Source organism: Bradyrhizobium sp. RD5-C2 (genome assembly GCF_019972155.1).
In the GTDB taxonomy this organism is placed as follows: domain Bacteria; phylum Pseudomonadota; class Alphaproteobacteria; order Rhizobiales; family Xanthobacteraceae; genus Bradyrhizobium.
In genome coordinates this window covers 51,835-77,257 of sequence record NZ_BOVL01000013.1, presented here as the reverse complement: position 1 = coordinate 77,257, position 25,423 = coordinate 51,835, and the positions used below count along the sequence as shown (strand labels likewise).

The 25,423-nt window shown below is 64.6% G+C and carries 19 protein-coding genes; 10 read left to right on the top strand and 9 right to left on the bottom strand.

Features of this window, described 5'->3' with window-relative positions; translation table 11 throughout:
• The first annotated feature begins 13 nt into the window (after window positions 1-13).
• Entirely contained in the window at window positions 14-3,196 is a 3,183-nt protein-coding gene (locus tag BraRD5C2_RS17075; protein ID WP_223969881.1) for an efflux RND transporter permease subunit, read from the top strand.
• A gap of 37 nt (window positions 3,197-3,233) precedes the next feature.
• Here BraRD5C2_RS17075 and BraRD5C2_RS17070 read toward each other — a convergent pair whose 3' ends face one another.
• The 4 genes from BraRD5C2_RS17070 to BraRD5C2_RS17055 all read right to left on the bottom strand — a co-directional run bounded on the left by BraRD5C2_RS17070 (window position 3,234) and on the right by BraRD5C2_RS17055 (window position 6,069).
• On the bottom strand, window positions 3,234-3,452 hold the full coding sequence (locus BraRD5C2_RS17070) for a hypothetical protein (RefSeq protein ID WP_028334528.1): 219 nt from the start codon (window positions 3,450-3,452) through the stop codon (window positions 3,234-3,236).
• Window positions 3,453-3,714: 262 nt separating this feature from the next.
• Window positions 3,715-4,515, bottom strand: coding sequence for an SDR family NAD(P)-dependent oxidoreductase (locus BraRD5C2_RS17065; protein ID WP_223969880.1), 801 nt, complete (start codon window positions 4,513-4,515; stop codon window positions 3,715-3,717).
• Between the two features lies 1 nt (window position 4,516).
• Window positions 4,517-5,071 carry a carboxymuconolactone decarboxylase family protein gene (locus BraRD5C2_RS17060; protein WP_223969879.1) on the bottom strand — a complete coding sequence of 185 codons (555 nt, stop codon included), beginning with the start codon at window positions 5,069-5,071 and terminating at the stop codon, window positions 4,517-4,519.
• Window positions 5,072-5,118: 47 nt separating this feature from the next.
• Window positions 5,119-6,069 (bottom strand): hotdog family protein, encoded by a 951-nt coding sequence (locus BraRD5C2_RS17055; protein WP_223969878.1) that lies wholly within the window; start codon window positions 6,067-6,069, stop codon window positions 5,119-5,121.
• 203 nt (window positions 6,070-6,272) lie between these two features.
• Here BraRD5C2_RS17055 and BraRD5C2_RS17050 point away from each other — a divergent pair, with 203 nt between their 5' ends.
• The 4 genes from BraRD5C2_RS17050 to BraRD5C2_RS17035 all read left to right on the top strand — a co-directional run bounded on the left by BraRD5C2_RS17050 (window position 6,273) and on the right by BraRD5C2_RS17035 (window position 13,251).
• Window positions 6,273-9,746 carry an indolepyruvate ferredoxin oxidoreductase family protein gene (locus BraRD5C2_RS17050; protein ID WP_223969877.1) on the top strand — a complete coding sequence of 1,158 codons (3,474 nt, stop codon included), beginning with the start codon at window positions 6,273-6,275 and terminating at the stop codon, window positions 9,744-9,746.
• 178 nt (window positions 9,747-9,924) lie between these two features.
• Entirely contained in the window at window positions 9,925-10,356 is a 432-nt protein-coding gene (locus tag BraRD5C2_RS17045; RefSeq protein WP_223969876.1) for a hypothetical protein, read from the top strand.
• Window positions 10,357-10,687: 331 nt separating this feature from the next.
• Window positions 10,688-12,268, top strand: a complete 1,581-nt coding sequence (locus BraRD5C2_RS17040; RefSeq protein WP_223969875.1) for an alkaline phosphatase D family protein — start codon at window positions 10,688-10,690, stop codon at window positions 12,266-12,268.
• A gap of 164 nt (window positions 12,269-12,432) precedes the next feature.
• Window positions 12,433-13,251 carry an aldo/keto reductase gene (locus BraRD5C2_RS17035; RefSeq protein WP_223969874.1) on the top strand — a complete coding sequence of 273 codons (819 nt, stop codon included), beginning with the start codon at window positions 12,433-12,435 and terminating at the stop codon, window positions 13,249-13,251.
• Window positions 13,252-13,343: 92 nt separating this feature from the next.
• On the opposite strand, the gene BraRD5C2_RS17030 is transcribed toward BraRD5C2_RS17035, so the two are convergent.
• Window positions 13,344-13,562, bottom strand: coding sequence for a hypothetical protein (locus tag BraRD5C2_RS17030; protein WP_223969873.1), 219 nt, complete (start codon window positions 13,560-13,562; stop codon window positions 13,344-13,346).
• A 228-nt stretch (window positions 13,563-13,790) separates the two neighbouring features.
• Between BraRD5C2_RS17030 and BraRD5C2_RS17025 the strand changes: the two genes are divergently transcribed.
• Window positions 13,791-15,071 carry an amidohydrolase family protein gene (locus tag BraRD5C2_RS17025; RefSeq protein WP_223969872.1) on the top strand — a complete coding sequence of 427 codons (1,281 nt, stop codon included), beginning with the start codon at window positions 13,791-13,793 and terminating at the stop codon, window positions 15,069-15,071.
• A gap of 108 nt (window positions 15,072-15,179) precedes the next feature.
• Here BraRD5C2_RS17025 and BraRD5C2_RS17020 read toward each other — a convergent pair whose 3' ends face one another.
• Both BraRD5C2_RS17020 and BraRD5C2_RS17015 read right to left on the bottom strand, forming a co-directional pair.
• Entirely contained in the window at window positions 15,180-16,421 is a 1,242-nt protein-coding gene (locus BraRD5C2_RS17020; RefSeq protein WP_223969871.1) for an aminotransferase-like domain-containing protein, read from the bottom strand.
• Window positions 16,422-16,480: 59 nt separating this feature from the next.
• Window positions 16,481-17,023 carry a DUF3124 domain-containing protein gene (locus BraRD5C2_RS17015; protein ID WP_374708010.1) on the bottom strand — a complete coding sequence of 181 codons (543 nt, stop codon included), beginning with the start codon at window positions 17,021-17,023 and terminating at the stop codon, window positions 16,481-16,483.
• 59 nt (window positions 17,024-17,082) lie between these two features.
• Here BraRD5C2_RS17015 and BraRD5C2_RS17010 point away from each other — a divergent pair, with 59 nt between their 5' ends.
• The 4 genes from BraRD5C2_RS17010 to BraRD5C2_RS16995 all read left to right on the top strand — a co-directional run bounded on the left by BraRD5C2_RS17010 (window position 17,083) and on the right by BraRD5C2_RS16995 (window position 22,522).
• Complete coding sequence (locus BraRD5C2_RS17010; protein WP_223969870.1) at window positions 17,083-18,828, top strand: cation:proton antiporter; 1,746 nt, start codon at window positions 17,083-17,085, stop codon at window positions 18,826-18,828.
• A gap of 182 nt (window positions 18,829-19,010) precedes the next feature.
• Entirely contained in the window at window positions 19,011-20,087 is a 1,077-nt protein-coding gene (gene ribB / locus BraRD5C2_RS17005; RefSeq protein ID WP_223969869.1) for a 3,4-dihydroxy-2-butanone-4-phosphate synthase, read from the top strand.
• Between the two features lie 172 nt (window positions 20,088-20,259).
• Window positions 20,260-21,474 carry an acyl-CoA dehydrogenase gene (locus tag BraRD5C2_RS17000; RefSeq protein ID WP_223969868.1) on the top strand — a complete coding sequence of 405 codons (1,215 nt, stop codon included), beginning with the start codon at window positions 20,260-20,262 and terminating at the stop codon, window positions 21,472-21,474.
• A gap of 130 nt (window positions 21,475-21,604) precedes the next feature.
• Window positions 21,605-22,522: an MBL fold metallo-hydrolase gene (locus BraRD5C2_RS16995; protein ID WP_223969867.1), complete on the top strand. Its 918-nt coding sequence runs from the start codon at window positions 21,605-21,607 to the stop codon at window positions 22,520-22,522.
• Between the two features lie 108 nt (window positions 22,523-22,630).
• Here BraRD5C2_RS16995 and BraRD5C2_RS16990 read toward each other — a convergent pair whose 3' ends face one another.
• Both BraRD5C2_RS16990 and BraRD5C2_RS16985 read right to left on the bottom strand, forming a co-directional pair.
• A complete protein-coding gene (locus tag BraRD5C2_RS16990; protein ID WP_223969866.1) occupies window positions 22,631-23,488 on the bottom strand; it encodes a DUF1499 domain-containing protein in 858 nt (285 codons plus the stop codon).
• Window positions 23,489-23,769: 281 nt separating this feature from the next.
• Window positions 23,770-25,398, bottom strand: coding sequence for a 3-(methylthio)propionyl-CoA ligase (locus BraRD5C2_RS16985; protein ID WP_223969865.1), 1,629 nt, complete (start codon window positions 25,396-25,398; stop codon window positions 23,770-23,772).
• Between the last annotated feature and the right edge of the window lie 25 nt (window positions 25,399-25,423).

Sequence of the window (25,423 nt, the reverse complement as noted above, 5' to 3'; positions counted from 1 at the left end):
CGGGGGCGGAGCCATGAATCTCTCAAAATTCTTTATCGACCGGCCGATCTTCGCCGGCGTGCTATCGATCCTGATCTTCCTGGCCGGCCTGATCTCGCTGGTGGCGATGCCGATTTCGGAATACCCCGACGTGGTGCCGCCGTCGGTCGTGGTGCGCGCGACCTATCCCGGCGCCAATCCGAAGGTGATCGCCGAGACGGTCGCAACGCCGATCGAGGAGCAGATCAACGGCGTCGAGGGCATGCTCTATATGTCGAGCCAGGCGACCACCGACGGCGCGATGACGCTGACGGTGACGTTCCGGCTCGGCACCGACCCCGACAAGGCGACCCAGCTGGTGCAGAACCGCGTGCAGCAGGCTGAGCCGCGCCTGCCGGCCGTGGTGCGCCAGCTCGGCATCATCACCAAGAAGAGCTCGCCCGACCTTACCATGGTCGTGCATCTGCTGTCGCCGAACAACCGCTACGACATGACGTATCTGCGCAACTACGCAGTGCTCAACGTCAAGGACCGGCTGGCGCGGATCGACGGCGTCGGCGACGTCCAGCTCTATGGCGCCGGCGACTATTCGATGCGGGTCTGGGTCGATCCGCAGAAGGCCGCCGAGCATAAATTGACCGCAAGCGACGTGGTGCGCGCGATCCAGGCCCAGAACGTCGAGGCCGCGGCCGGCGTGGTCGGCTCCTCGCCCAGCGTCAAGGGCCTCGACCTCCAGCTCTCCGTCAACGCCGAGGGACGGTTGTCGACCGAGGAACAGTTCGGCGACATCGTGGTGAAGACCGGCTCGGCCGGCGAGGTGGTGCGGCTGCGCGACGTCGCGCGGATCGAGCTCGGCGCTTCCGAATACGGCCTGCGCTCGCTGCTCGACAACAAGCAGGCGGTCGCGATCCCGATCTTCCAGGCGCCGGGTTCGAACGCGCTGGAGATCTCCGACCACGTCCGTGCGACCATGGCCGAGATCAAGAAGAACATGCCGGAAGGCGTGTCGTACCAGATCGTCTACGATCCGACGCAGTTCGTGCGGTCGTCGATCGAGGCCGTCATCCACACGCTGCTCGAGGCCATCGCGCTCGTCGTGCTGGTCGTGATCCTGTTCCTGCAGACCTGGCGCGCCTCGATCATTCCGCTGATCGCGGTTCCGGTGTCGATCGTCGGCACCTTCGCGGTGATGCATGTGTTCGGCTTCTCGATCAACGCGCTCAGCCTGTTCGGCCTGGTGCTGGCGATCGGCATCGTGGTCGACGACGCCATCGTCGTGGTCGAGAACGTCGAGCGCAACATCGAATCCGGCCTGTCGCCGCGCGATGCCACCAACCAGGCGATGCGCGAGGTCTCCGGGCCGATCATCGCGATCGCGCTTGTCTTGATCGCGGTGTTCGTGCCGCTCGCCTTCATCTCCGGCCTCACTGGACAGTTCTACAAGCAGTTCGCGCTGACGATTGCGATCTCGACCGTGATCTCGGCGATCAACTCGCTGACGCTGTCGCCGGCGCTGTCGGCGCTGCTGTTGAAGGGACATAACGAGCCGAAGGATTGGCTGACCCGGGGCATGGAAAAGTCGCTGGGCTGGTTCTTCCGCGGCTTCAACAAGGTCTTCACGAAGTCCTCGGAGAACTACGGCCGGACCGTCACCAAGGTGATCTACGGCAAGGCCGTGGTGATCGGCCTCTATGTGCTCTTGATCGGCCTGACCGGCGTGCTGTTCAAGCAGGTGCCGAGCGGCTTCGTGCCGGGGCAGGACAAGCAGTATCTGGTCGGCTTTGCCCGGCTGCCTGACGGCGCGACGCTCGACCGCACCGAGGAAGTGATCCGCAAGATGAGCGACATCGCGCTGACCCAGCCGGGTGTCGAAAGCTCGGTGGCATTTCCCGGCCTGTCGATCTCCGGCTTCACCAACTCGTCCAACGCCGGCATCGTGTTCTCGACCCTGAAGCCGTTCGACGAGCGCAAGGATCCGTCGCTGAGCGGCCCGGCGATCGCGGCCGCGCTCAACAAGAAATATGCCGGCATCCAGGATGCCTTCATCGCCATGTTCCCGCCGCCGCCGGTCAACGGCCTCGGCACCATCGGCGGCTTCAAGCTGCAGATCGAGGACCGTGCCGGTCTCGGCTATGAGGCGCTGAACGACGCCACCAAGGCGTTCATGGGCGCGCTCCAGAAGGCGCCGGAGATCGCCGGTGCGTTCTCGAGCTTCCAGGTCAACGTGCCGCAGCTGTTCGCCGACATCGACCGCACCAAGGCGTTGCAGCTCGGCGTCCCGGTCACGGAGGTCTTCAACACGCTGCAGATCTATCTCGGCTCCTACTATGTCAACGACTTCAACAAATTCGGCCGCACCTATTCGGTCTATGTGCAGGCGGACGCGCCGTTCCGCGCGCGTGCCGACGACATCAGGCAGTTGAAGGTGCGCTCGTCGTCCGGTGACATGGTGCCGCTGTCGGCCTTGCTGAAGGTCCGCCAGAGTGCAGGTCCGGAGCGCGCGATCCGCTACAACGGCTTCCTGTCGTCGGACATCAACGCCGCTGCGGCGCCCGGCTTTTCGTCCGGCCAGGCGCAGGAGGCGGCAACACGGATCGCCGCCGAAACGCTGCCGCCGGGTTTTGCCTTCGAATGGACCGACCTGACCTATCAGGAGTTCATCGCCGGCAATTCCGGAATCTGGGTGTTTCCGCTCGCGATCCTGTTGGTATTCCTGGTGCTCGCCGCGCTCTATGAGAGCCTGGCGCTGCCGCTCTCGATCATCATGATCGTGCCGATGGGCCTGTTGGCGGCGATGTTCGGCGTCTGGCTGTCGAAGGGCGACAACAATGTCTTCACCCAGATCGGCCTGATCGTGCTGGTCGGATTGTCGGCCAAGAACGCCATCCTGATCGTCGAATTCGCGCGTGAGCTCGAATTCGCCGGGCGCTCACCGATCCGCGCTGCGATCGAGGCCAGCCGGCTGCGGCTGCGGCCGATCCTGATGACGTCGATGGCGTTCATCATGGGTGTGCTGCCGCTGGTGCTGTCGACCGGCGCGGGCTCGGAGATGCGGCGCGCGATGGGCGTCGCGGTGTTCTCCGGCATGATCGGCGTCACCGTGTTCGGCCTGTTCCTGACGCCGGTGTTCTATGTGCTGCTGCGCACAGTCACCGGCATGAAGCCGTTGACGCAGCACGGCGAGGCGACCATCCCCGGAAAAGCACACGCGGCATGATGCCGCGTGTGTAAGCCTGATGTCAGTTTCGAAGGGATCAGGCTGCGATATCGAGCAGCAGAAGTGACGAACCGCGGACCAGCACTTTGCGGCCCGCGGGCGTCAGTTCAAACGAATCGCCGCGCACGGCGACATAACCGAGCGTGATCAGGCTCTCGACGGCGAACCGGTTCAGCCGCGAAGGGTTCGCTGCGGGAGCCCGCAACGCTTTCAGCGCATCCCACTGATCGGGTCTGAGTTCGAATTCTTCGCTCATTGGTCCAGGCACTCCAGAAGTTCTTGGCGTGCGAGATACAGAGCGCAGATGAATTTCGTGCGACCACAACGAGTCAGGATTTCGATTTATGTGGAGACGCCGTCACATCGCCGTGTCATTGGAATACTTCAAGTTTTTCGAATCATTGCGGCGCATTGACGCGTGATTGCCGTCACAGTGATTAACCGCACATCGTCACACAGGTTAATCGTCTCAATTAACCCGGTTAATCAGCATGATTAACCGGGTGAATCGCCGTCCGTTAACCGCGCCGCACGCTTGCGCCGCCATCGACCGGCAACGTCACACCGGTGACGAAATTGGCTTCATCCGAGGCGAGGAACAGCGCGGCATTGGCGACGTCCCAGCCGGTGCCCATCTTGTGGCGCAGCGGCACCTTGCTATCGCGCTCGGCCTCGACCTCGGCGCGGCTCTTCTTGAATTCGCGTGCGCGCGTATCCACCGCCATCGGTGTGTTCATCAACCCCGGCAGGATCACGTTGGCGCGAATGCCATATTGCGCATTCTGGTAGGCGAGCTGTTCGGTGAAGGCGATCATCGCCGACTTGGTCGCCTTGTAGGCGACGTATGGATAGGTCGTGATCGCGGCCATCGACGAGATGTTGATGATCGAACCGCGCTGTTGCTGGCGCATGATCGGGATCACGTGCTTGGCAGCGAGGATGCAGCTCTTCAGGTTGATCGCCACGCAGCGGTCGAACGCCTCCTCGGTGATGTCGAGCAGCTCGGCATCGCCGCCGGAAAGGCTGACGCCGACATTGTTGTGCAGGATATCGACATTGCCCCAGCGGCCATGCGCATCCGCCACCATCGCCTTGATGTCGGCATTCTTGGTGACGTCGGCCTTGAAGGCGACCGAGGTGCCGCCGTTGGCTGCGATCAGGTCGACGGTTTCCTGCGCCGACGCCAGGTTGTGATCGACGCACAGCACCTTGGCGCCTTCGCGGGCGAAGGTCAGCGCGGTGGCGCGGCCGTTGCCGATGCCCTCGCCGGGGCTTTGGCCGGCGCCGACGACGATGGCGACGCGATCTTGCAGGCGCATGTCACTTCACTCCCGGGATCGGGTACTGCTGCAGTACCTCTTTGTAGGTTGGCTCGTTGTCGATCTGCATGGTGGCGAGCACGCGCACCACGGCGCAGTAGAACGCGATCGTCAGCACCAGGTCAGTCATGTGCTCGTCGGAGAGATGCTGCTTGATCTCGGCGAAAGTCGCCTCCGACATCGCGAGCTCGCGCACCATCTCGCGGGCACCCCTGAGGATCGCCCTCGCCAGCGGCTCGAGCTTCGACGGCTTGCCCTCAGTCTCGGCGATCAGGCCCTTGATGTCCTCGTCGGTGACGCCGAACTCCTTGCCGATCTTCACATGATGAGTGAACTCGTATTCCGACTTCTCGAGCCAGCCGACCTGCAGGATCGCGAGCTCGCGCAGCCGCGGGTCGAGCTTGCTCTTGAAACGAATGTAGCCGCCGATGCCGTTGAAGGCGCGCGCCATGTCCGGCGAGTTCACCAGCAGCTTGTGCAAATTGGTGTTGCGCTTGAGCATGTCGCGATATTCGGGGGCGACCTGATCGGCTTCGAGATAGGGCAGGCGGGCCATTGTTGTTGTCCTTGGTTCGGCGGCTTGCGGAAGGGGCGGCTGTCGCGTCACCCGTAGAGGGCTTTGTGCTCGCGCTCGTAGTTGGCGTAGGAATCCTTCATGCTGGCGCCGTTGAGGAGCATGGTCGCAACCACGGCGTTGTCGGCATCGAACACGGTCGAGCGCATCCACATGCTCTCGGTGCGCTTGCTGCCCGAGAGCGCCACGACCTCGCGCTCGACCCAATAGGTCTCTCCCGGGAACAGCGGCCCGCGCACAAGCCGGATCTCCTGATCGGCGAACAGCCCGACGGCCGGGCCGCGGACCGGCAGCCGGTCCTCGCGCGCGCGGTACTGGAACAGCACGCTCAGCATCTCCATCGGGATGATCGCGCGGCCCCAGGGATTGTACTCCAGCGAATAATAGTCCGAAGGCTCGGTGATCACCTTGAGCTTGTCGGCCAGCGAGAACGGATAGAGATCGCCCATGTTCTGGTCGAAATCCATCTTGATCGCCTGCCGGGGCGTCTTCATGCCGACCTTGATGTCGGCGAGGATCACCGGATCGGTCAGCGGCTTCAATTCGCTGAGCCGGTGGCTCAGCGCGGTCTCGGTGCCGTCGCCGTCGATCGAGGCGGTGCCGCGCAGGATCTCGGTGCCGTCGCGCTTGATCATCCCGATCGTGCAAACGGTTTGGCCCGGCTTCGGCTTCTCGATCTGGGCCTGCACCTCTTCGCCCTCGAACACCGGATTGCGGTAGTGCGCGGACAGGCATCCGGTCATGAACCAGGCGCGGCCCCAGATCCGCTCGCACAGCGGCGCGAACTGGCTGAAATGGGTCGGTCCCTCGATCGTGCCGCCGCGGAAGCCGAGTTTTTGCGCGGTTGCGTCGTCATGGATCGAGGCGTGGGAGTCGTAGGTCTGGGCCTGCAGCATCTGCTTCGGGCTGCGCCAGGGACCCACCAGCAAATTGCCGTTCTCCACGATTTCCGTCGTGAACGCGGATTCGACTTTAATCATCCTTGGTCTTCCTTTGCGCGCCACCGTTCCAAAGATGCCGGGGTTCGGCAAGCCTCGGATACACAACATGAGATATGTGCTGCGGCCATGGAACGGGGCTGTTCATGCATAGCAAAATCAGTGCATGCTGATGCATGATCATGGGCAAGACAATGAGACCGGTTCGGAGCGGCGTGACCTGATCGGCGGGGAGCCTGAAACTGATGGCGTTGATGGAAGTTGGACTGGACGACAAGTACCGGTTGGATACGAAACGAATCTTCCTCTCCGGTACCCAGGCTCTGGTCCGATTGCCGATGTTGCAGCGCGAACGCGACCGCGCGCACGGGCTGAACACCGCCGGTTTCATCTCCGGTTACCGCGGTTCGCCGCTCGGCATGTATGACCACGCGCTGTGGCGGGCGAAATCGTTCCTGAAAGAGCACGACATCGCCTTCGTTCCCGGCCTCAACGAGGACCTGGCGGCAACCGCGGTGTGGGGCAGCCAGCAGGTCGGCATGTTCCCCGGGGCCAAGGTCGATGGCGTGTTCGGGATCTGGTACGGCAAGGGTCCCGGCGTCGACCGCTCGCTCGACGCGCTCAAGCACGCCAATTCCGCTGGCACCTCGCCGAATGGTGGCGTGATTGCGCTCGCCGGCGACGACCATGGCTGTCAGTCCTCCACCCTGGCGCATCAGAGCGAGCAGGTGTTCGCCTCGGCGCTGATGCCGGTGGTCAATCCGGCGACGCTACAGGACTATCTCGACCTCGGCATCCTCGGCTTTGCGCTGTCGCGCTATTCCAGTTGCTGGGTCGGCTTCAAGGCGATCTCGGAGACCGTCGAAAGCTCGGCCTCGATCGTCAGCGATCCCGATCGCATCAAGATCATCATGCCCGACGATTTCGAGATGCCGCCCGGCGGGCTGTCGATCCGCTGGCCGGATCCGCCGCTGGAGGCCGAGCGCAGGCTGCACGGGCCCAAGATGGAGGCGGTCGCGGCCTTCGCCCGCGCCAACCGCTTCGACCGCATCGTGCTGGATTCGAAGCCGGCGCGGCTCGGCATCATGGCGACCGGCAAGGCCTATCTCGATCTGCGCCAGGCGCTCGCCGATCTCGGCATCACCGATGCCGACGCGCAGGCGCTGGGTCTGCGCATCTACAAGGTGGCGCTGACCTGGCCGCTGGAAGCGCGCGGCGCGCGCGACTTCGCCGAAGGCTTGCAGGACGTGCTGGTCGTCGAGGAGAAGCGCGGCTTCATCGAGGATCAGCTGGTCCGCATCCTCTACAACATGGACGCATCGAAGCGTCCCTCGGTGGTTGGCAAGCGCGACGAGAGCGGCGCGCCGCTGCTGCCGAGCGAGGGCGAGCTGACGCCGACCATGGTGGCGGCCGCCGTGGTGGCGCGGCTGCGCAAGCTCGGTCACCACAGCCCGTTGCTGGAGCAGCGGCTGGCAAAGCTCGAGGCGTTCGATCGCCCGGCCGAAGGCGCGGGCACCGCAAAGCTGCAACGCACGCCGTATTTCTGCTCGGGCTGCCCGCACAACTCGTCGACCAAGATTCCCGAGGGCAGCCGCGCCATGGCCGGTATCGGCTGTCACGGCATGGCGCTGTCGGTGCCCAACCGCAACACCCAGACCATCTCGCATATGGGTGCGGAGGGCGTGAGCTGGATCGGGCAGGCGCCGTTCACCAGCGAACAGCATGTGTTCCAGAATCTCGGCGACGGCACCTACACGCATTCCGGCTTGCTGGCGCTGCGCGCAGCGGCCGCGGCCGGCGTCAACATCACCTACAAGATCCTCTACAACGACGCGGTGGCGATGACCGGCGGCCAGCCCGCCGAAGGCGGCTTCACGGTGTCGCAGATCGCGCATCAGGTTTGGGCCGAGGGCACCAAGAAACTTGCGATCGTCTCCGACGATCCCGACAAATATCCCGCCAATTACTTCCCGTCCGGCGCCACCATCCACCATCGCCGCGAGCTCGATGCCGTGCAGCGCACCTTGCGCGAGATCGAGGGCCTCACCGTCCTGATCTACGACCAGACCTGCGCCGCCGAGAAGCGTCGTCGCCGCAAGCGTGGGCTGTTTCCCGATCCGGCCAAGCGCGTCTTCATCAACGAGCGCGTCTGTGAAGGCTGCGGCGACTGCTCGGTGGCGTCGAACTGCGTCTCGGTGCAGCCGCTGGAAACCGAGCTCGGCCGCAAGCGCCGCATCGACCAGTCGAACTGCAACAAGGATTTCTCCTGCATCGAGGGCTTCTGCCCGAGCTTCGTGATGGTGCAGGATCCGAAGTTGCGCAAGGCCGACCGCACCGCCGCCGATCCCAAGGCGCTGTTCGCGGACCTGCCGGCGCCGCCAGCGGCCGCGCTGGGCAGCCCCTACAACATCCTGATCACGGGTATCGGCGGCACCGGCGTCATCACCATCGGCGCGCTGCTCGGCATGGCCGCACATGTCGAAGGGCTCGCCTGCTCGACGCTCGACTTCACCGGCCTGTCGCAGAAGAACGGCGCGGTCATGAGCCATGTCCGGCTCTCGCCCACGTCCGACATGCTGACCACGGTCCGCATCGCGCCCGGCAATGCCAATCTGATCCTCGGCTGCGACCTCGTCGTTGCCACCAGCGTGCCGGCGCTGAGCCGTGCCGAGCGCGGCGTCACCCGCGCCGTCGTCAACGCCGACCTGCTGCCGACCGCGAGCTTCGTGATCGATCCCGATATCGACTTTGAAGCCGGCTCGATGCGCGACGCGCTGAACGGCGCGGTGAGACCGGATGATCTCGACATCCTCGATGCCACCGGGCTTGCCACCGCGCTGATGGGCGACAGCATCGCGACCAACGCCTTCATGCTCGGCTTTGCGTTCCAGCGCGGCGCGATCCCGCTGTCGCTCGAAGCCATCCTGAAGGCGATCGAGCTCAACGGCGCTGCGATCGAGATGAACAAGACCGCGTTCTCGTGGGGCCGGCTCGCCGCACACGATCTGCAGCGCGTGGTCAGCGCCGCGCGCTTCAAGAATGCAGGCGCAGCGCCGGCGAAGAAGACGCTGGATGAGGCGATCGCGTTCCGCGCCAAGTTCCTCACCGACTATCAGGACGCGGCCTACGCCAAGCGCTATCTCGACGACGTCGCGCGCGTCCGCTCCGCCGAGGCTGCCGCAGCGCCGGGCTCGCAGGACCTGACCGAGGCCTTTGCAAAGGGTCTGTTCAAGCTGATGGCCTACAAGGACGAATACGAAGTCGCGAGGCTCTATTCCGACGGCGAGTTCAGCAAGGCGTTGAAGGAGCAGTTCGAGGGCAATTCCGGTCTGAAGGTCCTGCTGGCGCCGCCACTGCTGGCGCAGCGCGATCCCGTCACCGGGCGGTTGCAGAAGCGCGAGTTCGGGCCGTGGATCTTCAAGGCGTTCGGCCTGCTGGCGGGGCTGAAGGGCCTGCGCGGCACCGCGTTCGACATCTTCGGCTATACCGCCGAGCGCAAGATGGAGCGCGCGCTGCCGGTGGACTACGCGGCAATGATCCTGCGTCACCTCGACGGCAAGAAGCCGCTGGATTTGCCGCGCCTGGTGGCGCTGGCGAAGGCAGCCGACCTCGTGCGCGGCTACGGCCACATCAAGGAAGGCAACGTCGCCCGCTATCGCACCGAATGCGCGCGGCTGGAGCGTGCGATCGGCCAGCCGCTGGCGCAGGCGGCGGAGTAGGCTCGAGCGTTTTCCCCGTTCCGATCCCGTTGGAACGGGGCTTCAGGCGGGTGGGCGGCGGAACTTTCCACGGCCGCCTTGGTTGACCGGTAACCCTGCCCGCGGTCGCGGCTGGATTCGCGCGGCCGGGCCCCTACATAACGGCTGTTCTGTTCGAGTGATTTCAGGAGGCCCGTTGATGGTCCTGAAAAGCGCTTTTGTTGCAACTGTTTGCACCGCGTACCTGGCGTTGGGTGGCGTGGCGTTTGCTGACGACTATCGTCCAAGCGAGTTCTTCAGCCTCGACCTCTCCAAGGCCGTGCTGTCGCCGAAGCCGCTCGGCCCGCCGGCGCAGTTCGCGCCGATTCCGGTCGAGGCGAAGACCGATCGCAGCCCGGATCAGCGCGCCAATGTCGAGCCGCAGGTCGATCAGCCGAAAGTTGAGCCGCAGAAGGCTGCGCGGACGGCCAAGGTGACGGCGCCGCGTGAGCCGAAGCGCGCAGCGACGCAGGTTCCGGCCCGCGCCAAGCTGGCGCGGCGACACACGAACCCGCTCGATGCGGAAGCCCGCGACACCAGGATCCAGACCTGGCCGTGCCACACCGGCGGCATCTGCAACTGGCAGCGGTGAAGCGGTTCGGCGATCTCACGCCGGCTTGCGCGCGCGTCGCACCAATACCAAACCCGTCATCCTGAGGAGGCCGCGAAGCGGGCGTCTCGAAGGATGAATCGGCCACGCTCTCGAAGCCGGGCCGATTCATCCTTCGAGGCTCGCTCCGCTCGCGCCTCAGGATAACGGGTTTGGCGTTTGCGCGCATGGCGCCTGACGACACCGTTAAGATCTCCATCTCCCTCGAGTCATCCCGCCGTCGCAAAACCGTCGGCGCAGAGTCAAGAAACCGTAAGGGCGGAGTCAAACGGCGCAGGCAAAACCTTCGTTGCGATTCGACGAAGGTTGTTCGATGCCGACAGCGATCTCCGCGAGGGGGCGAGGCCTCACGAGGCGTCAGCTTCTGGTGCGCTCGGCGTCCACGGCCGCTCTGGCAGGATTGGGCGCGCTGGCAAGGCCCTACCTGAGCCGCGCCGCGGATCGTCCTGCGATCGCGGGCATCCAGTCCGGCGACGTTGCCAGCGATTCCGCTGTGATCTGGGCCCGCGCCGATCGCGCCGCACGGATGCACATCGAATGCGCAGGCGTCGATAGCTTCGCCACCATCCTGCGCACCGCGTCCGCCGATGCGCTGCCCGAGCGCGACTTCACCGCCAAGCTGCTGCTCGATGGCCTGCCGCCGGGACAGGACTTGTTCTATCGGGTTCGCTTCGAGGACCGCGACGGCGTAGCCGGCGAAAGCCGCATTGGGCATTTCCGCACCGCGCCGGCCGACCGCCGCTCGGTCTCGTTCGTCTGGTCCGGCGACGTGGTCGGGCAGGGTTGGGGCATCGACCCCGCGCGCGGTGGCTTGCGCAGCTATCGCACCATGCTGAACGAGCGGCCGGATTTCTTCATCCATTCCGGCGATCACATCTATGCGGATTGCACGGTGCCGTCGGAGCAGACGCTGCCGAACGGCGAGGTCTGGCGCAACATCGTCACCGAGGAGAAATCCGTCGTCGCGCAGACTCTCGAGCAGTTTCGCGGCAACTACAAATACAACTGGCTCGACGAGAATTTTCGCGCCTTCCATGCCGAGGTCCCGATGTTCGCGCAGTGGGACGACCACGAGGTGGCCGATGACTGGTCGCCGCTCGGCACCGCCGACGCGACCGGCTACGATACGGACGGCACCTCGCACCTGGTAGCGCGGGCGCGCCGCGCCTTCCACGAATTCATGCCGATGCGGCTGATGCCGGAGCGCGACGGCCGGGTCTATCGCAAGATCGCCTACGGGCCGCTGCTCGACGTCTTCGTCATCGACATGCGCTCCTACCGCGATTCCAGCTGGAACAAGCAGGGCGGTCCGGACCAGGCGTTCATCCTTGGCGAGAGCCAGCTTGCCTGGCTGAAGCGGGAGCTGGTGGCGTCGGATGCGGTCTGGAAGGTGATCGCCGCGGATCTGCCGATCGGCCTCGTCAGCCTGGATGCCGTGGCGCTTGGCGACGGCCCGCCGGAGAGGCGCGAGCACGAGATCGCCGATCTGCTGTCCTTCATGAAACGCGCCGGCATCCGCAACACGGTGTGGCTCACCGCCGACATGCACTACACCGCCGCGCATCACTATGATCCGAACCGCGCGGTGTTCCAGGAGTTCGAGCCGTTCTGGGAATTCGTCTCCGGTCCGTTGCATGCCGGCACCTGGTCGCCGGGCGAACTCGACAACACCTTTGGCCCGAAGGCGATGTACCAGAAGGGCTGCACGGCCGAGCAGGGCGACAATCTCGCGCCTTGTTTCGGCCTGCAATTCTTCGGCCGCGTCGACATCGACGGCAAGACCGGCGTGATGACGGTGACGCTGAAGGACGTCGACAACCACGATCTCTGGTCGGTCGACATCGAGCCGCGGCCGGATGCGCGGCCCGGCCAGATCATGGCGGAACATATCTAGGCTCGCGAAAGCCGTCGCGACATCTTGATTGCGGGCGCCTTGCCCGAAGGGCCGGTTTGCGGGCAGACTGCGTGTTGGCAGTTCTGCCAATTTCATTCCTATCAGACGATTTGCTGGCGTGACGTCGTCGATGACATCGGCGTCCCACGCGTCAGGAGCTATCCATGGACAATCTGCAGACACAGGGCATCAGCCTGCCGCAGCTCGGGCTCGGCACCTTCCGCATGCAGGGCGATGCTTGCCGCGCGGCGGTCGAGAGCGCGCTCGGGCTCGGCTACCGGCATATCGACACCGCCGAGATGTACGGCAATGAGGAGGCGATCGGGGCGGCGATCGCGGACTCGAAGGTCGCGCGCAAGGACCTGCATGTGACCACCAAGGTCTGGCATGAGAATTTGGCGCCGGATGCGATCCGGAACGCGTTCGACGCCAGCCTGAACAAGCTGCGGCTCGATCACGTCGACCTCTATCTGGTGCACTGGCCGTCGCGGAGCATGAAGCTGCCGGCTGTCTTCGAGACGTTGATGCGGCTGAAGGAGGAGGGGCGCACCCGCGCGATCGGTGTCGCTAATTTCACCACCGCGCTGCTCAAGACCGGGGTCGAGGACATCAAGGCGCCGATCGCCTGCAACCAGATCGAATATCACGCCATGCTGGACCAGACGCCGGTGCGGAAATATCTCGCGGCGAAATCTATCCCGCTGGTGGCCTATTGCCCGCTGGCGCAGGGCCGTTTCGCGACCGACGAGACGCTGGCGAAAATCGGCAGCAAGCATGGCGCGACCGCAGCGCAAGTGGCGCTGAAATGGCTGCTCGACCAGGATGGCGTTGCGGCCATACCGAAGGCCTCGCGTGCCGAAAGCCAGAAGGCCAATCTCGACGCGCTGAAGGTCAGGCTCGACGACGACGACCGCAAGGCGATCGCTGCGTTGCGCAAGGATATGCGCTGTGTGAATCCGGGTTTTGCTCCGGCGTGGGACTGAGTCCTGCGAGCACCTGATCAGGACGGAGAACGAGAAAATGACTCCGCGAGGAGCCATTTTCCGTTGTGTCGGTCTTTCGTATGTGCCGGCGCTTAGTAGCGATCCCGCCTGATGACCATCGCGCGGTCGTGGTCGTGGTGCCAGCCGCGATGCCAGCCACGGTCATGGCGCATCTCGGCGCGCGCGCCCCAACCACGATCCCAGTGGTGATGGCCACCGCGCTTGATCACGACGGTCTCGGCGCTCGCGATCGACGGAACGGCCACTGCAAGCGTACCAATCGCCGCAAGAACAAAACCAATCTTTTTCATCTCATCCTCCTCAAATGATGCGAGGAGGCAACCGTGCAGGCATCGAAACGTTCCTGCGGAACCGGGGGAGTTTCCTGAACACCTGTTCAGCAACGGCCCCACCACAATGCTCGCCTTGCGTTCGCTGCACAACCGATGCGTGAGCGTGACCGTGTCTTTCGGTGGTCTTGCCTAACCACTGCGTCCGACGCATCATTGCGCCATAAAATCAATGTTCGGGGGGACGTTGTGAGCAAATTTTCACGCCGGGACTTTTTGAAGGGTACGGGATCGGCCGCTGCTGCGGTCATCGCGGGGCCGGCCGCTGCGGCGATGGGGCCGGACGACAAGTTCGACCTCGTCATCAAGAGCGGCGACGTGATCGATCCGAGCCAGTCGCTCCGCGGCAAGCGCGACATCGGCATCCGCTGGGGCCTGATCGAGGCGATCGAAGAGGAGATCCCGGCCGCTCGCGCCGCCAAGACCATCGACGCATCGGGCAAGCTCGTGATGCCGGGCCTCGTCGATCTGCACTGCCACGTCTACCCATACGGATCGGCGATCGGCATTCCCGCCGACGAGCTGGTGCAATTCCAGGGCACCACGACCGTCGTCTCGGCCGGCGATGCCGGCGTCAACAATCTCGCGGCGCTGCGGCGCTTCATCGTGGCGCAGTCGCGGACGCGGATCTACGCCTTCCTCCATATCGCCAATAACGGCCTGTCGGCGTTCCCGGTGGCTGAGCTCTACAACATCGACAACGCCCAGGTCGAAGCCTGCGCCATGGCGCTCGCCGAGAACCCTGACTTCCTGATCGGGGTCAAGGTGCGGATGTCGGAGAACGTCATCTTCAAGCATGGCATCGAGCCGCTGAAGCGCGGCATCCAGGCTTGCGAGATGTGCGGCTGGCCGGCGCGGATGATGGTACATATCGGCGGCGTCGAGACCAAGGAGTTGATGTCCGACATCCTCGATCTGCTGCGGCCGGGCGATATCCTGACCCATGCCTATTCCGGCGCGCCGAACATGTCCGGCGCCTTCACCAATATCGTGCAGGACGGCAAGCTGCTGCCGGCGGCGCTCGCGGCCAAGCAGCGCGGCGTGCTGTTCGATGTGGGCCATGGCGGCGGCAGCTTCGATTTCACGGTGGCCGAGATCGCGATCCCCGCCGGCTGCACGCCCGATACGATCTCCTCCGATATCCACGTCTTCTCCGGCAATTCGCCCGGCATCCCGTTCCTGCCCAACGTGATGAGCAAATTCCTGGCGATGGGCTCCTCGCTGGATCAGGTGGTGGCGATGGCGACCTCGGTGCCGGCGCGGATCATCAACCGCACCCCGAAGATCGGCACGCTGCAGCGCGGCGCGCCCGGCGACGTCGCGATCATGGATCTCATCGAAGGCCCGGTCACCTTCGTCGACACCCGCAACAACAAGCGCGACGGCAATCTGCAGCTGAAGCCGGTGCAGACCGTGGTCAACGGCGTGCCGTTCGGTCGGCCCTATCAGGCGCCGTTTTCGGTGAGGTAGGCGCAAACGGAGGGATGGATTGCTTCGCTCCGCTCGCAATGGCGACATAACCAGCCGTCATTGCGAGGAGCGAAGCGACGAAGCAATCCATCGAGCCTCAGGCAGACCCTAGCCGTTTTTCTTCTCCACATTGCCGCTGCGCGCGGGCACGCCGAACTCCTTGCGGCACACTTCGGCCAGCACCGCGACGCCTTCGCGGATCTGCTCGTGCGAGGGGCTGGCGAAGCAGAGGCGGAGCCGGCTGCCGGAATGCGCCTTGCTGGTCGACCATTCCGGTCCCGGATTGATCGAGACCCCGGCGGCAAGCGCCGCCTGATAGAGCTTCATGGTGTCGACATGATCGGGCAGCTTGACCCAGAGGAAGATGCCGCCCTTCGGCGCCTCGAATTCGGCCGAGGTACCGAACTGCTCGTTCAGTGCCTCCATCAGCGTGTCGAGCTTGGCGCGCAGGCCACGGGTCAGCCGCGGCACGTGGGTCGCAAAATGCGGCGCGCAATACTCCGAGAGCACCATCTGCTCCAGTGCGCCGGAGCCGGCGTCAGTCTTCAGCGGCAGCATCCGCGACATGATTTCCCAGGGCGCGACGATGAAGCCGACCCGCAGCGCCGGCGCGATCGACTTCGAGAACGAGCCGATATGGATCACGCCGCCATGCTTGCTCATCGCATAGATCGCGGGCGGCCGTTCGCCGTTCCAGATCAGATCGGCATAGCAATCGTCCTCGAAGATCGGCACGCCGTATTCCTTCGACAGCTTCAGCATCTCGGCGCGGCGGCTTTCGGGGAGGATCGAGCCGGTCGGGTTCTGCACGGTCGGGATGGTGTAAATGTATTTCGGCGTGATACCGCGCCGCTTGTGATCGGCGAGCGCTGCGGCCAGCGCATCGATCCTTATGCCGTCGCCATCAAGGGGAATGCCGACCGCGTTGACGCCGAGCCGCGTCAGGCGGTTCAGCGAGCCCTGATAGGTCTCCTGCTCGATCAGCACCGTGTCGCCCTTGGCGAGCAAGGTGTGATTGACGAGGTCAAGCGCCTGCAGCGAGCCGGAGACGATCATGATCTCGTCCGCCGTGCAGGCAATCCCGGCATCGCGCTTCAGCTTCTCGGTCAGGAACTGGCGGAGCGGCAGATAGCCCTGCGGCCCGTGCGCGAGGTTGTAGGTCGCCAGATTCCTGCCCTCGCGCTTCAGCACGGCATTGATCGCCTCCAGCAGCCCGTCGACCGGGACCTGCTCGGGGTCGTTGTTGCCGCCGACGAAGCTGTATTTGGCGAGCTCGGTCCAGCGCGCGGCCGGCGCAGGCAGGCCGGCCGGAAGCAGCGGTGCAAAGTCGAACTGGGCTGAGGTGGACATGGACGTTTCGCTCCGTGTTGTTGTCGTTGAGAAGGCCCGTGGGAGGAGCCCCTGTGAAATCAGTTCTTGCCGGTCAGCCTGATCGGGCGACCCTGGCTGATGAAGGCATAGTGTCCGGCGCCGACGCTGCCGACCATCAACGCCTCGACTGCCGGTTCCGCGATCTCGCCGGCGGCCGCCCAATCGACCACGAAATTCGCGCCGGTGCCGCCGCGGGTATCGGTCGTGGCGATCGAGACCTCGACGGTCGCAAACGGTTTTAGCGCGACCGGCGATTTGAGGTAGCTCTCCACCATCTTGCCTGATGTGTCGAAATAGGCGATCCGCTTCAGCACCAGCGGCCTCGTCTCGGAGGCGTTGTGCACGCTCAGCGTCACCGAGAAATCGGCCCTGAGCTTGCCCTGGCTCATCGACACGCTGGAATACACCGGCACGTAGAATGCACCGGATGCGGTGAGGCCTTCCGATGGCACCGCGGTCAGCGAGTTCGCAAAATTTTGTTCAATACTTCCGGAGGATTGTGCTAGCGCCTCGGTCATGCGCACGGTGAGCAGGCAGAGCAGAACTGCCAGAAAAATGCCGCCTGCGCGGATGTGACACATTGCTCGGTTGATCCTCACGCCCGGCCCTCTAGGTTGCGGCAACAGGAAGTCTTTGACGCATGCATGAACTTATTCGCGATATCACGCTCTGTATCCTGTTTGCCTGGGGGATTGGGCTGTTGGCCCATTGCTCCCGGCAACCGCTGATACTGGCGTACCTTATCGCCGGCTTTTTCATTGGTCCATTCGGCATGGGCTGGGTCAAGTCCCAGGAGTCGATCAGCGTCATCTCAGAGCTCGGCCTGATCTTCATGCTGTTCATGATCGGGCTGGAAATCGACCTCAAGAAGATCATCCGTGCCGGCAAGGTCATCCTGTTCGCCGGCGCCGGCGAGCTGATCGGCGGCTGCCTGATCGGCGTGGCGTTCTTTGCCGGAATAGGCCTTGCGATCGGCGGCGGCAGGTTCGATGCGGTCTATCTCTGCGTCGCCTGCGCGCTGTCCTCGACCGTCATCATCGTCAAAGTGCTCTACGAGAAGCGAGAGCTGGACACGCTGCCGGGCCGCATCACACTCGGCGTGCTGGTGCTGCAGGATATCTTCGCGATCCTGTTCCTGGCGGTGCAACCGAGCCTCGACAATCTGCAGATCGGCGTCGTGCTGCTGTCGATCGCCCGCGTCGCGGTGCTGGTCGCGACCGCGCTGGTGCTCAGTCGTTACGTGCTGCCGCGGCTGTTCCACCAGATCGCGCGCCGGCCCGAACTCGTGCTGCTCGGTGCGCTCGCCTGGTGCTTCCTGATCGGCGAGATCGCCGAACGGCTGCATCTGTCGCGCGAGATGGGCTCGCTGGTCGCCGGCGTCTCGATCTCGACCTTTCCCTACGCGCTCGACGTCACCGCCAAGGTCACGACGCTCAGGGATTTCTTCATCACACTGTTCTTCGTCGCGCTCGGCATGACGATCCCGATCCCGGGCTTGCAGGTGATCTGGCTCGCGCTTGTGATCGCGGCCTTCACGGTGGTGAGCCGCCTAGTCACGACGTTCACGCCGCTCTATCTGATGAAGCAGGGCCTGCGCGCCAGCCTGCTGCCGGCGATCAATCTGGCGCAGATTTCCGAGTTCTCGCTGGTGGTGATCCAGACCGGCGTCGCCGCCAATCATATCGGGACCGAAACCGCGAATGCGGTCTCGTTCGCCTTCGTGGTGCTGGCGGTGCTCTCGACCTTCGCGATGGCCCGCAGCGATCAGATCGTGCGAGGCCTGATCGGTCCGTTGAAGCGGATCGGGCTACGTGATCTCGACCATCGACGCGAGGGCGGCGGCGAGTCCGGGCAGGAGGGCGGCCAGGAGGAGGGACATGGCGAGATCCGCCGCATCGTCATCCTCGGCTTTTTCCGTGCCGCGAGCGCGCTGATCAGCCAGATCGAGCGGCAGAACCAGTCGCTGCTCGAGCAGATCAGTGTCATCGACTTCAACCCGCTGGTGTTCCGCACGCTGACCGACCGCGGCATGCACGTGATCTATGGCGATATCAGCAATGTCGACACGCTGGTCCATGCCGGCATCGGCAAGGCCGAGATCATCATCCTGAGCGTACCGGATTTCCTGCTGGTCGGCGCCGACAACGAGAAGCTGGTACGCCACGTTCGCGCCCTGAATCCGACCGCGAAGGTTGTTGCCACCGCCGATCTCTTGACCGGCGTCGACGACCTCTACACGGCCGGCGCCGACTACGTGACGGTGACCCGGCTCAGCGACGCCGGCGAGCTCTATTCGGTGATCGAGGCCGCCGACGCCGGCCTGCTCGACGACAAGCGCGCCGAGCTGGACGCCCAGCTCAGTGACCGGCGCGAGGTGCTGCCGTAGGCGAGCATGATCCGGAAAAGTGGGCACCGGTTTTCCGACAAGATCATGCTCGAGCAAGGGGGGCACGGTGCTTGTTACCTGCTGGTATGCCTGCCGGACGCATGGCGGGTTGCATAATGATACTGGCGCTAACATCGGAACCCGGCTAATCCACTGCCTGCATAAAGCGAGATGTCAGGACAATGGCCGATACGATCCAGGAAGTGCTGCAAGCCTTTGCGAAGGGTGAACTCGTCGTCGTCACCGACGATGATGATCGGGAAGGCGAGGGCGATTTGATCGTCGCGGCGTCGTTCTGCACGGCGGAAAAGATGGCCTTCATCATCCGCCACACCTCCGGCATCGTGTGTGCGCCGATCACCACCGAGGACGCCCGCCGGCTGCGGCTCGACCCGATGGTGGCGCATAACGAGTCCAACCACACCACGGCCTTCACCGTCTCGATCGACTACAAGCCCGATGGCGGCACCGGCATCTCGGCCGACGAACGCGCCTCCTGCTGCCGCGCGCTCGCCAACCCCAATGCCGGCGCCAATGATTTTGCGCGCCCCGGCCACATCTTCCCGCTGATCGCGCGCGACGGCGGCGTGCTGCTGCGCTCGGGTCACACCGAAGCCGCGGTCGATCTGTGCCGGCTCTCCGGCCTGCCGCCGGTCGGCGTCATCAGCGAGCTGATGAACGACGATGGAACCGTGATGAAGGGCGAGCAGGTCGCGAAATTCGCCGCCGCCCACAAGCTCAAGCATGTCACGATCGCGGACATGATCGCCTATCGCCAGGCGCGCGAGAAGCTGATCGAGCGGGTCGCGACCTTCACCACCGAAAGCCCGATCGGCCCGCTGCAGGGCTATGCCTATCGCTCGCCGTTCGACGAGATCATGCACGCCGCGTTCGTCTACAACGGCATCGGCGACGGCCGGGACGTGCTGACCCGGCTGCACAAGCCCAATATCGTGACCGACCTCTTCACCGGGCCGGCGCGGATGGAAGCCGTATTGCGGCACTTCAAGGCTGCCGGCCGCGGCGTGCTGGTCTATCTGCGCGATGGTGCCGCCGGTGTTCCGGTCCAGCCGGTGAGCGAGCAGAAATCGGCGGAGGCCGATCGCAACAAGCAGTGGCGCGAGGTCGGTGTCGGCGCACAGATCCTGCGCGATCTCGGCATCACCTCGATCCGGCATCTGACCTCTTCGGTGCACGACTACAAGGGTTTGTCCGGTTTCGGCATCGAGATCGTGTCGAACGAGAGGCTGGACTGCTGACCATCGTTCATTCCGGGGCGCGACCGTAGGGAGCGAACCCGGAATCTCGAGATTCCGGGTTCGATGCTACGCATCGCCCCGGAATGACAATGATCCCAATTCAATTGCGCTTCGCAGCATAGCGCTTTAATTTATCCGCCAAATTCCGAGTGACGATACGAAAGGATGTTTCATGAGCGTGCGCCCCCAGTCCAAGGACAAGCCGGCTGCCGCCAGCTTCCAGTGGGATGATCCGTTCCTGCTCGATGACCAGCTCACCGAAGACGAGCGCCTGATCCGCGACACGGCGCGGGCCTATGCGCAGGACAAGCTCTTGCCGCGGGTCACCAAGGCCTATCTGGAAGAGAAGACCGACCGCGAGATCTTCAACGAGATGGGCGAGCTCGGCCTGATCGGCGTGACGCTGCCCGAGGAATATGGCTGCGCCAATGCGAGCTACGTGGCCTACGGCCTGGTGGCGCGCGAGATCGAGCGCGTCGATAGCGGCTATCGCTCGATGAACTCGGTGCAGACCTCGCTGGTGATGTACCCGATCTACGCCTATGGCGACGAGAACCAGCGCAAGAAATATCTCCCCAAGCTCGCGACCGGCGAATGGGTCGGCTGCTTCGGCCTGACCGAGCCGGACGCCGGTTCCGATCCCGGCGGCATGAAGACCCGCGCCGAGAAGGTGGCCGACGGCTACAAGCTGAACGGCTCCAAGATGTGGATCTCGAATGCGCCGATCGCCGACGTGTTCGTGGTGTGGGCCAAGTCGGCCGCGCATGACAACCAGATCCGCGGCTTCATCCTCGAGAAGGGCATGAAGGGCCTGTCGGCGCCGAAGATCGGCGGCAAGCTCTCGCTGCGTGCCTCGATCACCGGCGAGATCGTGCTCGACAACGTCGTGGTGCCGGAAAGCGCGCTGCTGCCCAACGTCTCCGGCCTCAAGGGCCCGTTCGGCTGCCTCAACCGCGCCCGCTACGGCATCTCCTGGGGCGCGCTCGGCGCCGCCGAGGACTGCATGCACCGCGCGCGCCAGTACACGCTCGACCGCAAGCAGTTCGGCCGGCCGCTCGCCGCCACCCAGCTGGTGCAGAAGAAGCTCGCCGACATGGAGACCGAGATCGCACTCGGCCTGCAGGCGAGCCTGCGCGTCGGCCGCCTGATGGACGAGGGCAAGATGGCCCCGGAGATGATCTCGATCGTCAAGCGCAACAATTGCGGCAAGTCGCTCGACATCGCCCGCATGGCGCGCGACATGCACGGCGGCAACGGCATCCAGATCGAGTATCATGTGATGCGTCACGCCGCGAACCTCGAGACGGTGAACACCTATGAGGGTACGCACGACGTCCATGCGCTGATCCTCGGCCGCGCGATCACCGGCATCCAGGCGTTCTCGTAACGTATCAGGTCGTCATTCCGGGGCGCGCGTAAGCGCGAACCCGGAATCTCGAGCCGTATTCTTTTCCCTCACTTCGGGATTCCGGGTCTGGCCCTTACGGGCCATCCCGGAATGACGCTAAGAGGTCCGCATGGCCGACAACGACGACATCCCGTTCAACCGCGACTTTCCGCTGAAGCCCGGCGTGGTCGAACAGGTCCGGCCCGGCGTGCGCCGCGTCCTCTGCAACAACCCGAGCCCGTTCACCTTCACCGGCACGGTGAGCTACATCGTGGGGCAGGGCAAGGTTGCGATCATCGATCCCGGTCCCGACGATGAGGCGCATGCGAAGGCGCTGCTCGATGCGGTCAGGGGCGAGACCGTGACCCACATCCTGGTCACCCATACCCATCGCGACCACTCGCCGAACACGCCGCGGATCAAGGCCGCGACCGGCGCGCCTGTCTATGCCGAGGGGCCGCACCGCGCCTCGCGCCCGCGTTTCGAGAGCGAGAAGCACAATCCGGAATCCGGCGCTGACCGCGATTTCCGGCCCGACATCGAGGTCAAGCACGGCGACGTCATCGAGGGCGCGGGCTTCGCGCTGGAGGCGGTCGCGACCCCCGGCCACACCGCCAACCATTTGGCGTTTGCGTGGGCCGAGCGCAGCATCAATTTCGTCGGCGACCATGTGATGGGCTGGTCGACCTCGATTGTGGCGCCGCCCGACGGTTCGATGATCGACTACATGGCCTCGCTGGAGCAGCTGGAGCAGCGGCCCGAACAGCTCTATTTCTCAGGCCACGGCCCGGAGATTCCGGAAGGCCCGCGCTATGTCCGTTTTCTGGCGCGGCATCGCCGGGCGCGCGAGGCGTCGATCCTGCATCGCCTCGGCAAGGGCGAGGCCGACATCCCGACCATGGTGCGGGCGATCTATATCGGGCTCGATCCGCGCCTCGCCAATGCCGCCGGCTATTCGGTGCTGGCGCATCTGGAGGATCTGGTCGCGCGCGGCGTCGTGGCGACGGATGGCGATCCCGTGATCGGCGGCACGTACAGGATGGGCTAGCTCGTCATTCCGGGGCTCGCGAAGCGAGAACCCGGAATCCATTTCACCGTGGAGCCCGATGGATTCCGGGCTCATCGCTGCGCGATGCCCTGGAATGACGCTAGCGCGTCACTTCTTCACCGACTTCGCCGGCGGCGCCTTCGGCGCGACCGGGGCCGCCTTCTTCGCCGGCTTGGCGTTTTCGTTGTCGGCGGCGCTGTTGAGGTCCTCGATCAGCTTCTTGACCCGCGCGGCGTTGCTGCCGAGATCGGTGTCGAAATAGCGCGAGGCAGAGCGGATATCGACGCGCGAGTCCTCGTCGTCGGGCGTGACCCGGATCGAGACGTCCTCGCGGAAACCCATGATCGGCGTGCGTGCCACCGCCTCGATGCGGCCGATCCGGCGCGGCGGCTGCGGCGCGCGTGCGTCGATGACGAGCCATTTGCGGCGGTTCACCAGCCGCAGGGTCATCTCATAGGCACGATCGACCGGGGTTTCCAGTTCGACGGTTTCGATATCGGGATAGGCCGCGCGCTGCCGCTCGGCCGAAGCGAGGCCGGCGTAGGCGGCCGGATTGGTGCCTTCGCCGGTGCGCAGCCGCGCCAGCGCCTCGAATTTCGGCGGGTCGATCGGATCGGTGGTGACGTCGTAGAGCCGCGGCAGCTTGCGGTACTGATAGGTCAGGTAGCCCGGGTAGGCGAGGACCGCGGCGGCGATCAGGAAGGCGAGCAGGATCCGGCCCATGCCGCGGGTGCCGTTCTGCCAGATCGCGGCGAAGGCGGCCAGCCCGAGCAGGATCGACAGGCCGGCGAGGCCCAGTGCGCCGAAGAAGGTCGCGAGCGCCGGTTTGACCTCCAGGAAGCCGAAGCGGACGATCAGGATCGAGACCACCACCGCAACGACGGAGAAGATGGCGAGGTTGCGCGACCAGGTGGCGAGACCGGACACGGGCTCCTGCTGGTAGGGAGCGGAAAACCTGCGCGCCATCGTCGAATAATCTGCCGGTTGAGATTGCCCCCGGCGACCTCAGCCGCCGCCAATGATCGTGTGAGACCACGGACCTGCGGCGAATTCAAGGGATTTGGGGTGGTGCTCTTACCCTCCCCTGGATGGGGAGGGGCGACGCGAATGAAATGAGCGGCGGGGTGGGGTGATCCTTCAGCACGGGCACTGCTTCAATCGAGGGACTGTCATCCCACCTCGGTTCGCATTCCGCTGCGCTTCATGCGAACCGATCCTCCCCCTCCAGGCGAGGATAAGACGGCCGCCTACGCCGCGGCGGTCGGGAAGGTGTAATCCTTGAACTGGTCGCGCAGCGCGGTCTTCAGGATCTTGCCAGTCGCGGTGTGGGGAATGCCGTCGACGAAGGCGACGTCGTCGGGCATCCACCATTTGGCGATCTTGCCATCCATGAACTTCAGGATGTCCTCGCGCGTGGCGCTCTCGCCCTGCTTGAGCTGCACGATGAGGAGCGGCCGCTCGTCCCATTTGGGGTGATGGACGCCGATCACGGCTGCTTCCGCCACCGCCGGGTGGCCAACCGCGAGGTTCTCGAGATCGATCGAGGAGATCCATTCGCCACCTGACTTGATCACGTCCTTGGAGCGGTCGGTGATCCGCATGTAGCCGTGCTCGTCCATCGTGGAGACGTCGCCGGTGTCGAAAAAGCCTGCATCGTCGAGGATGTTGCTATCGACCCGGAAGTAGGCCTTGGCGATCGCGGGGCCGGAGACCTTGAGGCGGCCGAAGGTCTTGCCGTCCCACGGCAACTCCTTGCCGGCATCGTCGGTGATCTTCATCTCCACGCCGAACGGCGGGTAGCCCTGGGTCTGCAGGATGTCGAGCCGCTCCTCGCCGCTGCGATCGGTGAACGGCGGCTTCAGCGTGGCCAGCGTGCCGAGAGGGCTCATCTCGGTCATGCCCCAGGCGTGGCGCACCTGGCTGCCCATGTCGAGGAATGCCTTGATCATCGAGCGCGGCATCGCCGAGCCGCCGCAGATCACCATCTGCAGATCCGGCAGCTTGACGTTGTTGGCCGCCATGTATTGCAGCAGCATCAGCCACACTGTCGGGACACCCGCGGTGTGGGTGACCTTCTCGGTCGACAGCAATTCGTACACCGAGGCGCCGTCGAGCTTCGGGCCGGGCATCACCAGCTTGGTGCCCATCGACGGTGCGGAGAACGCGATGCCCCAGCTGTTGGCATGGAACAAGGGCACCACCGGAAGCATTGTGTCCGCGGCGGAGGTGCCGAGCGCGTCCTTCGAGTTGGCCATCAGCGCGTGCAACACGTTGGACCGGTGCGAATACAGGACACCCTTGGGATCGCCCGTCGTGCCGGAGGTGTAGCACATCGCCGCGGCGGTGTTCTCGTCGAAGGTCTTCCACTCGAACTTGCCGTCGGATGCCGCGATCCAGTCCTCATAGGCGACCACGTTCTTCAGCGTGGTCTGCGGCATGTGCGCCTTGTCGGTCAGCACCACGTAGCGCTCGACGCTCGGCAGCTGGCTGGCGATCTTCTCCAGCACCGGAACGAAGGTGAGGTCGGTGATGACGATGCGGTCCTGGGCGTGGTTGACGATCCAGGCGATCTGTTCCGGAAACAGTCGTGGATTGACCGTATGGCAGATCGCGCCGATTCCCATGATGCCGTACCAGACTTCGAGGTGGCGCCAGGTGTTCCAGGCGATCGTAGCGACGCGGTCGCCGAGCTTGATGCCGTCGCGTTCCAGGCTCTGCGAGACCTTCAGGGCGCGGGCATGGATTTGGGCGTAGGTGGTGCGATGAATGGGGCCTTCGACCGACCGGCTCACCACTTCCTGCGTGCCGTGATATTTGGCGGCGTGCTCAATAATCTTGTGACACAGCAAGGGCCAATCTTGCATCAAGCCAAGCATACGCAAATCCCTCCTCGATCCTCAC

What these genes read in the sequence shown, in the direction of transcription:
- BraRD5C2_RS17075 (WP_223969881.1), top strand. Translation starts at nt 14, where the DNA reads ATGAATCTCTCAAAATTCTTTATCGACCGGCCGATCTTCGCCGGCGTG.
- BraRD5C2_RS17070 (WP_028334528.1), bottom strand. Translation starts at nt 3,452, where the DNA reads ATGAGCGAAGAATTCGAACTCAGACCCGATCAGTGGGATGCGCTGAAA.
- BraRD5C2_RS17065 (WP_223969880.1), bottom strand. Translation starts at nt 4,515, where the DNA reads ATGCGCCTGCAAGATCGCGTCGCCATCGTCGTCGGCGCCGGCCAAAGC.
- BraRD5C2_RS17060 (WP_223969879.1), bottom strand. Translation starts at nt 5,071, where the DNA reads ATGGCCCGCCTGCCCTATCTCGAAGCCGATCAGGTCGCCCCCGAATAT.
- BraRD5C2_RS17055 (WP_223969878.1), bottom strand. Translation starts at nt 6,069, where the DNA reads ATGATTAAAGTCGAATCCGCGTTCACGACGGAAATCGTGGAGAACGGC.
- BraRD5C2_RS17050 (WP_223969877.1), top strand. Translation starts at nt 6,273, where the DNA reads ATGGCGTTGATGGAAGTTGGACTGGACGACAAGTACCGGTTGGATACG.
- BraRD5C2_RS17045 (WP_223969876.1), top strand. Translation starts at nt 9,925, where the DNA reads ATGGTCCTGAAAAGCGCTTTTGTTGCAACTGTTTGCACCGCGTACCTG.
- BraRD5C2_RS17040 (WP_223969875.1), top strand. Translation starts at nt 10,688, where the DNA reads ATGCCGACAGCGATCTCCGCGAGGGGGCGAGGCCTCACGAGGCGTCAG.
- BraRD5C2_RS17035 (WP_223969874.1), top strand. Translation starts at nt 12,433, where the DNA reads ATGGACAATCTGCAGACACAGGGCATCAGCCTGCCGCAGCTCGGGCTC.
- BraRD5C2_RS17030 (WP_223969873.1), bottom strand. Translation starts at nt 13,562, where the DNA reads ATGAAAAAGATTGGTTTTGTTCTTGCGGCGATTGGTACGCTTGCAGTG.
- BraRD5C2_RS17020 (WP_223969871.1), bottom strand. Translation starts at nt 16,421, where the DNA reads ATGTCCACCTCAGCCCAGTTCGACTTTGCACCGCTGCTTCCGGCCGGC.
- BraRD5C2_RS17015 (WP_374708010.1), bottom strand. Translation starts at nt 17,023, where the DNA reads ATGTGTCACATCCGCGCAGGCGGCATTTTTCTGGCAGTTCTGCTCTGC.
- BraRD5C2_RS17010 (WP_223969870.1), top strand. Translation starts at nt 17,083, where the DNA reads ATGCATGAACTTATTCGCGATATCACGCTCTGTATCCTGTTTGCCTGG.
- ribB (WP_223969869.1), top strand. Translation starts at nt 19,011, where the DNA reads ATGGCCGATACGATCCAGGAAGTGCTGCAAGCCTTTGCGAAGGGTGAA.
- BraRD5C2_RS17000 (WP_223969868.1), top strand. Translation starts at nt 20,260, where the DNA reads ATGAGCGTGCGCCCCCAGTCCAAGGACAAGCCGGCTGCCGCCAGCTTC.
- BraRD5C2_RS16995 (WP_223969867.1), top strand. Translation starts at nt 21,605, where the DNA reads ATGGCCGACAACGACGACATCCCGTTCAACCGCGACTTTCCGCTGAAG.
- BraRD5C2_RS16990 (WP_223969866.1), bottom strand. Translation starts at nt 23,488, where the DNA reads ATGGCGCGCAGGTTTTCCGCTCCCTACCAGCAGGAGCCCGTGTCCGGT.
- BraRD5C2_RS16985 (WP_223969865.1), bottom strand. Translation starts at nt 25,398, where the DNA reads ATGCTTGGCTTGATGCAAGATTGGCCCTTGCTGTGTCACAAGATTATT.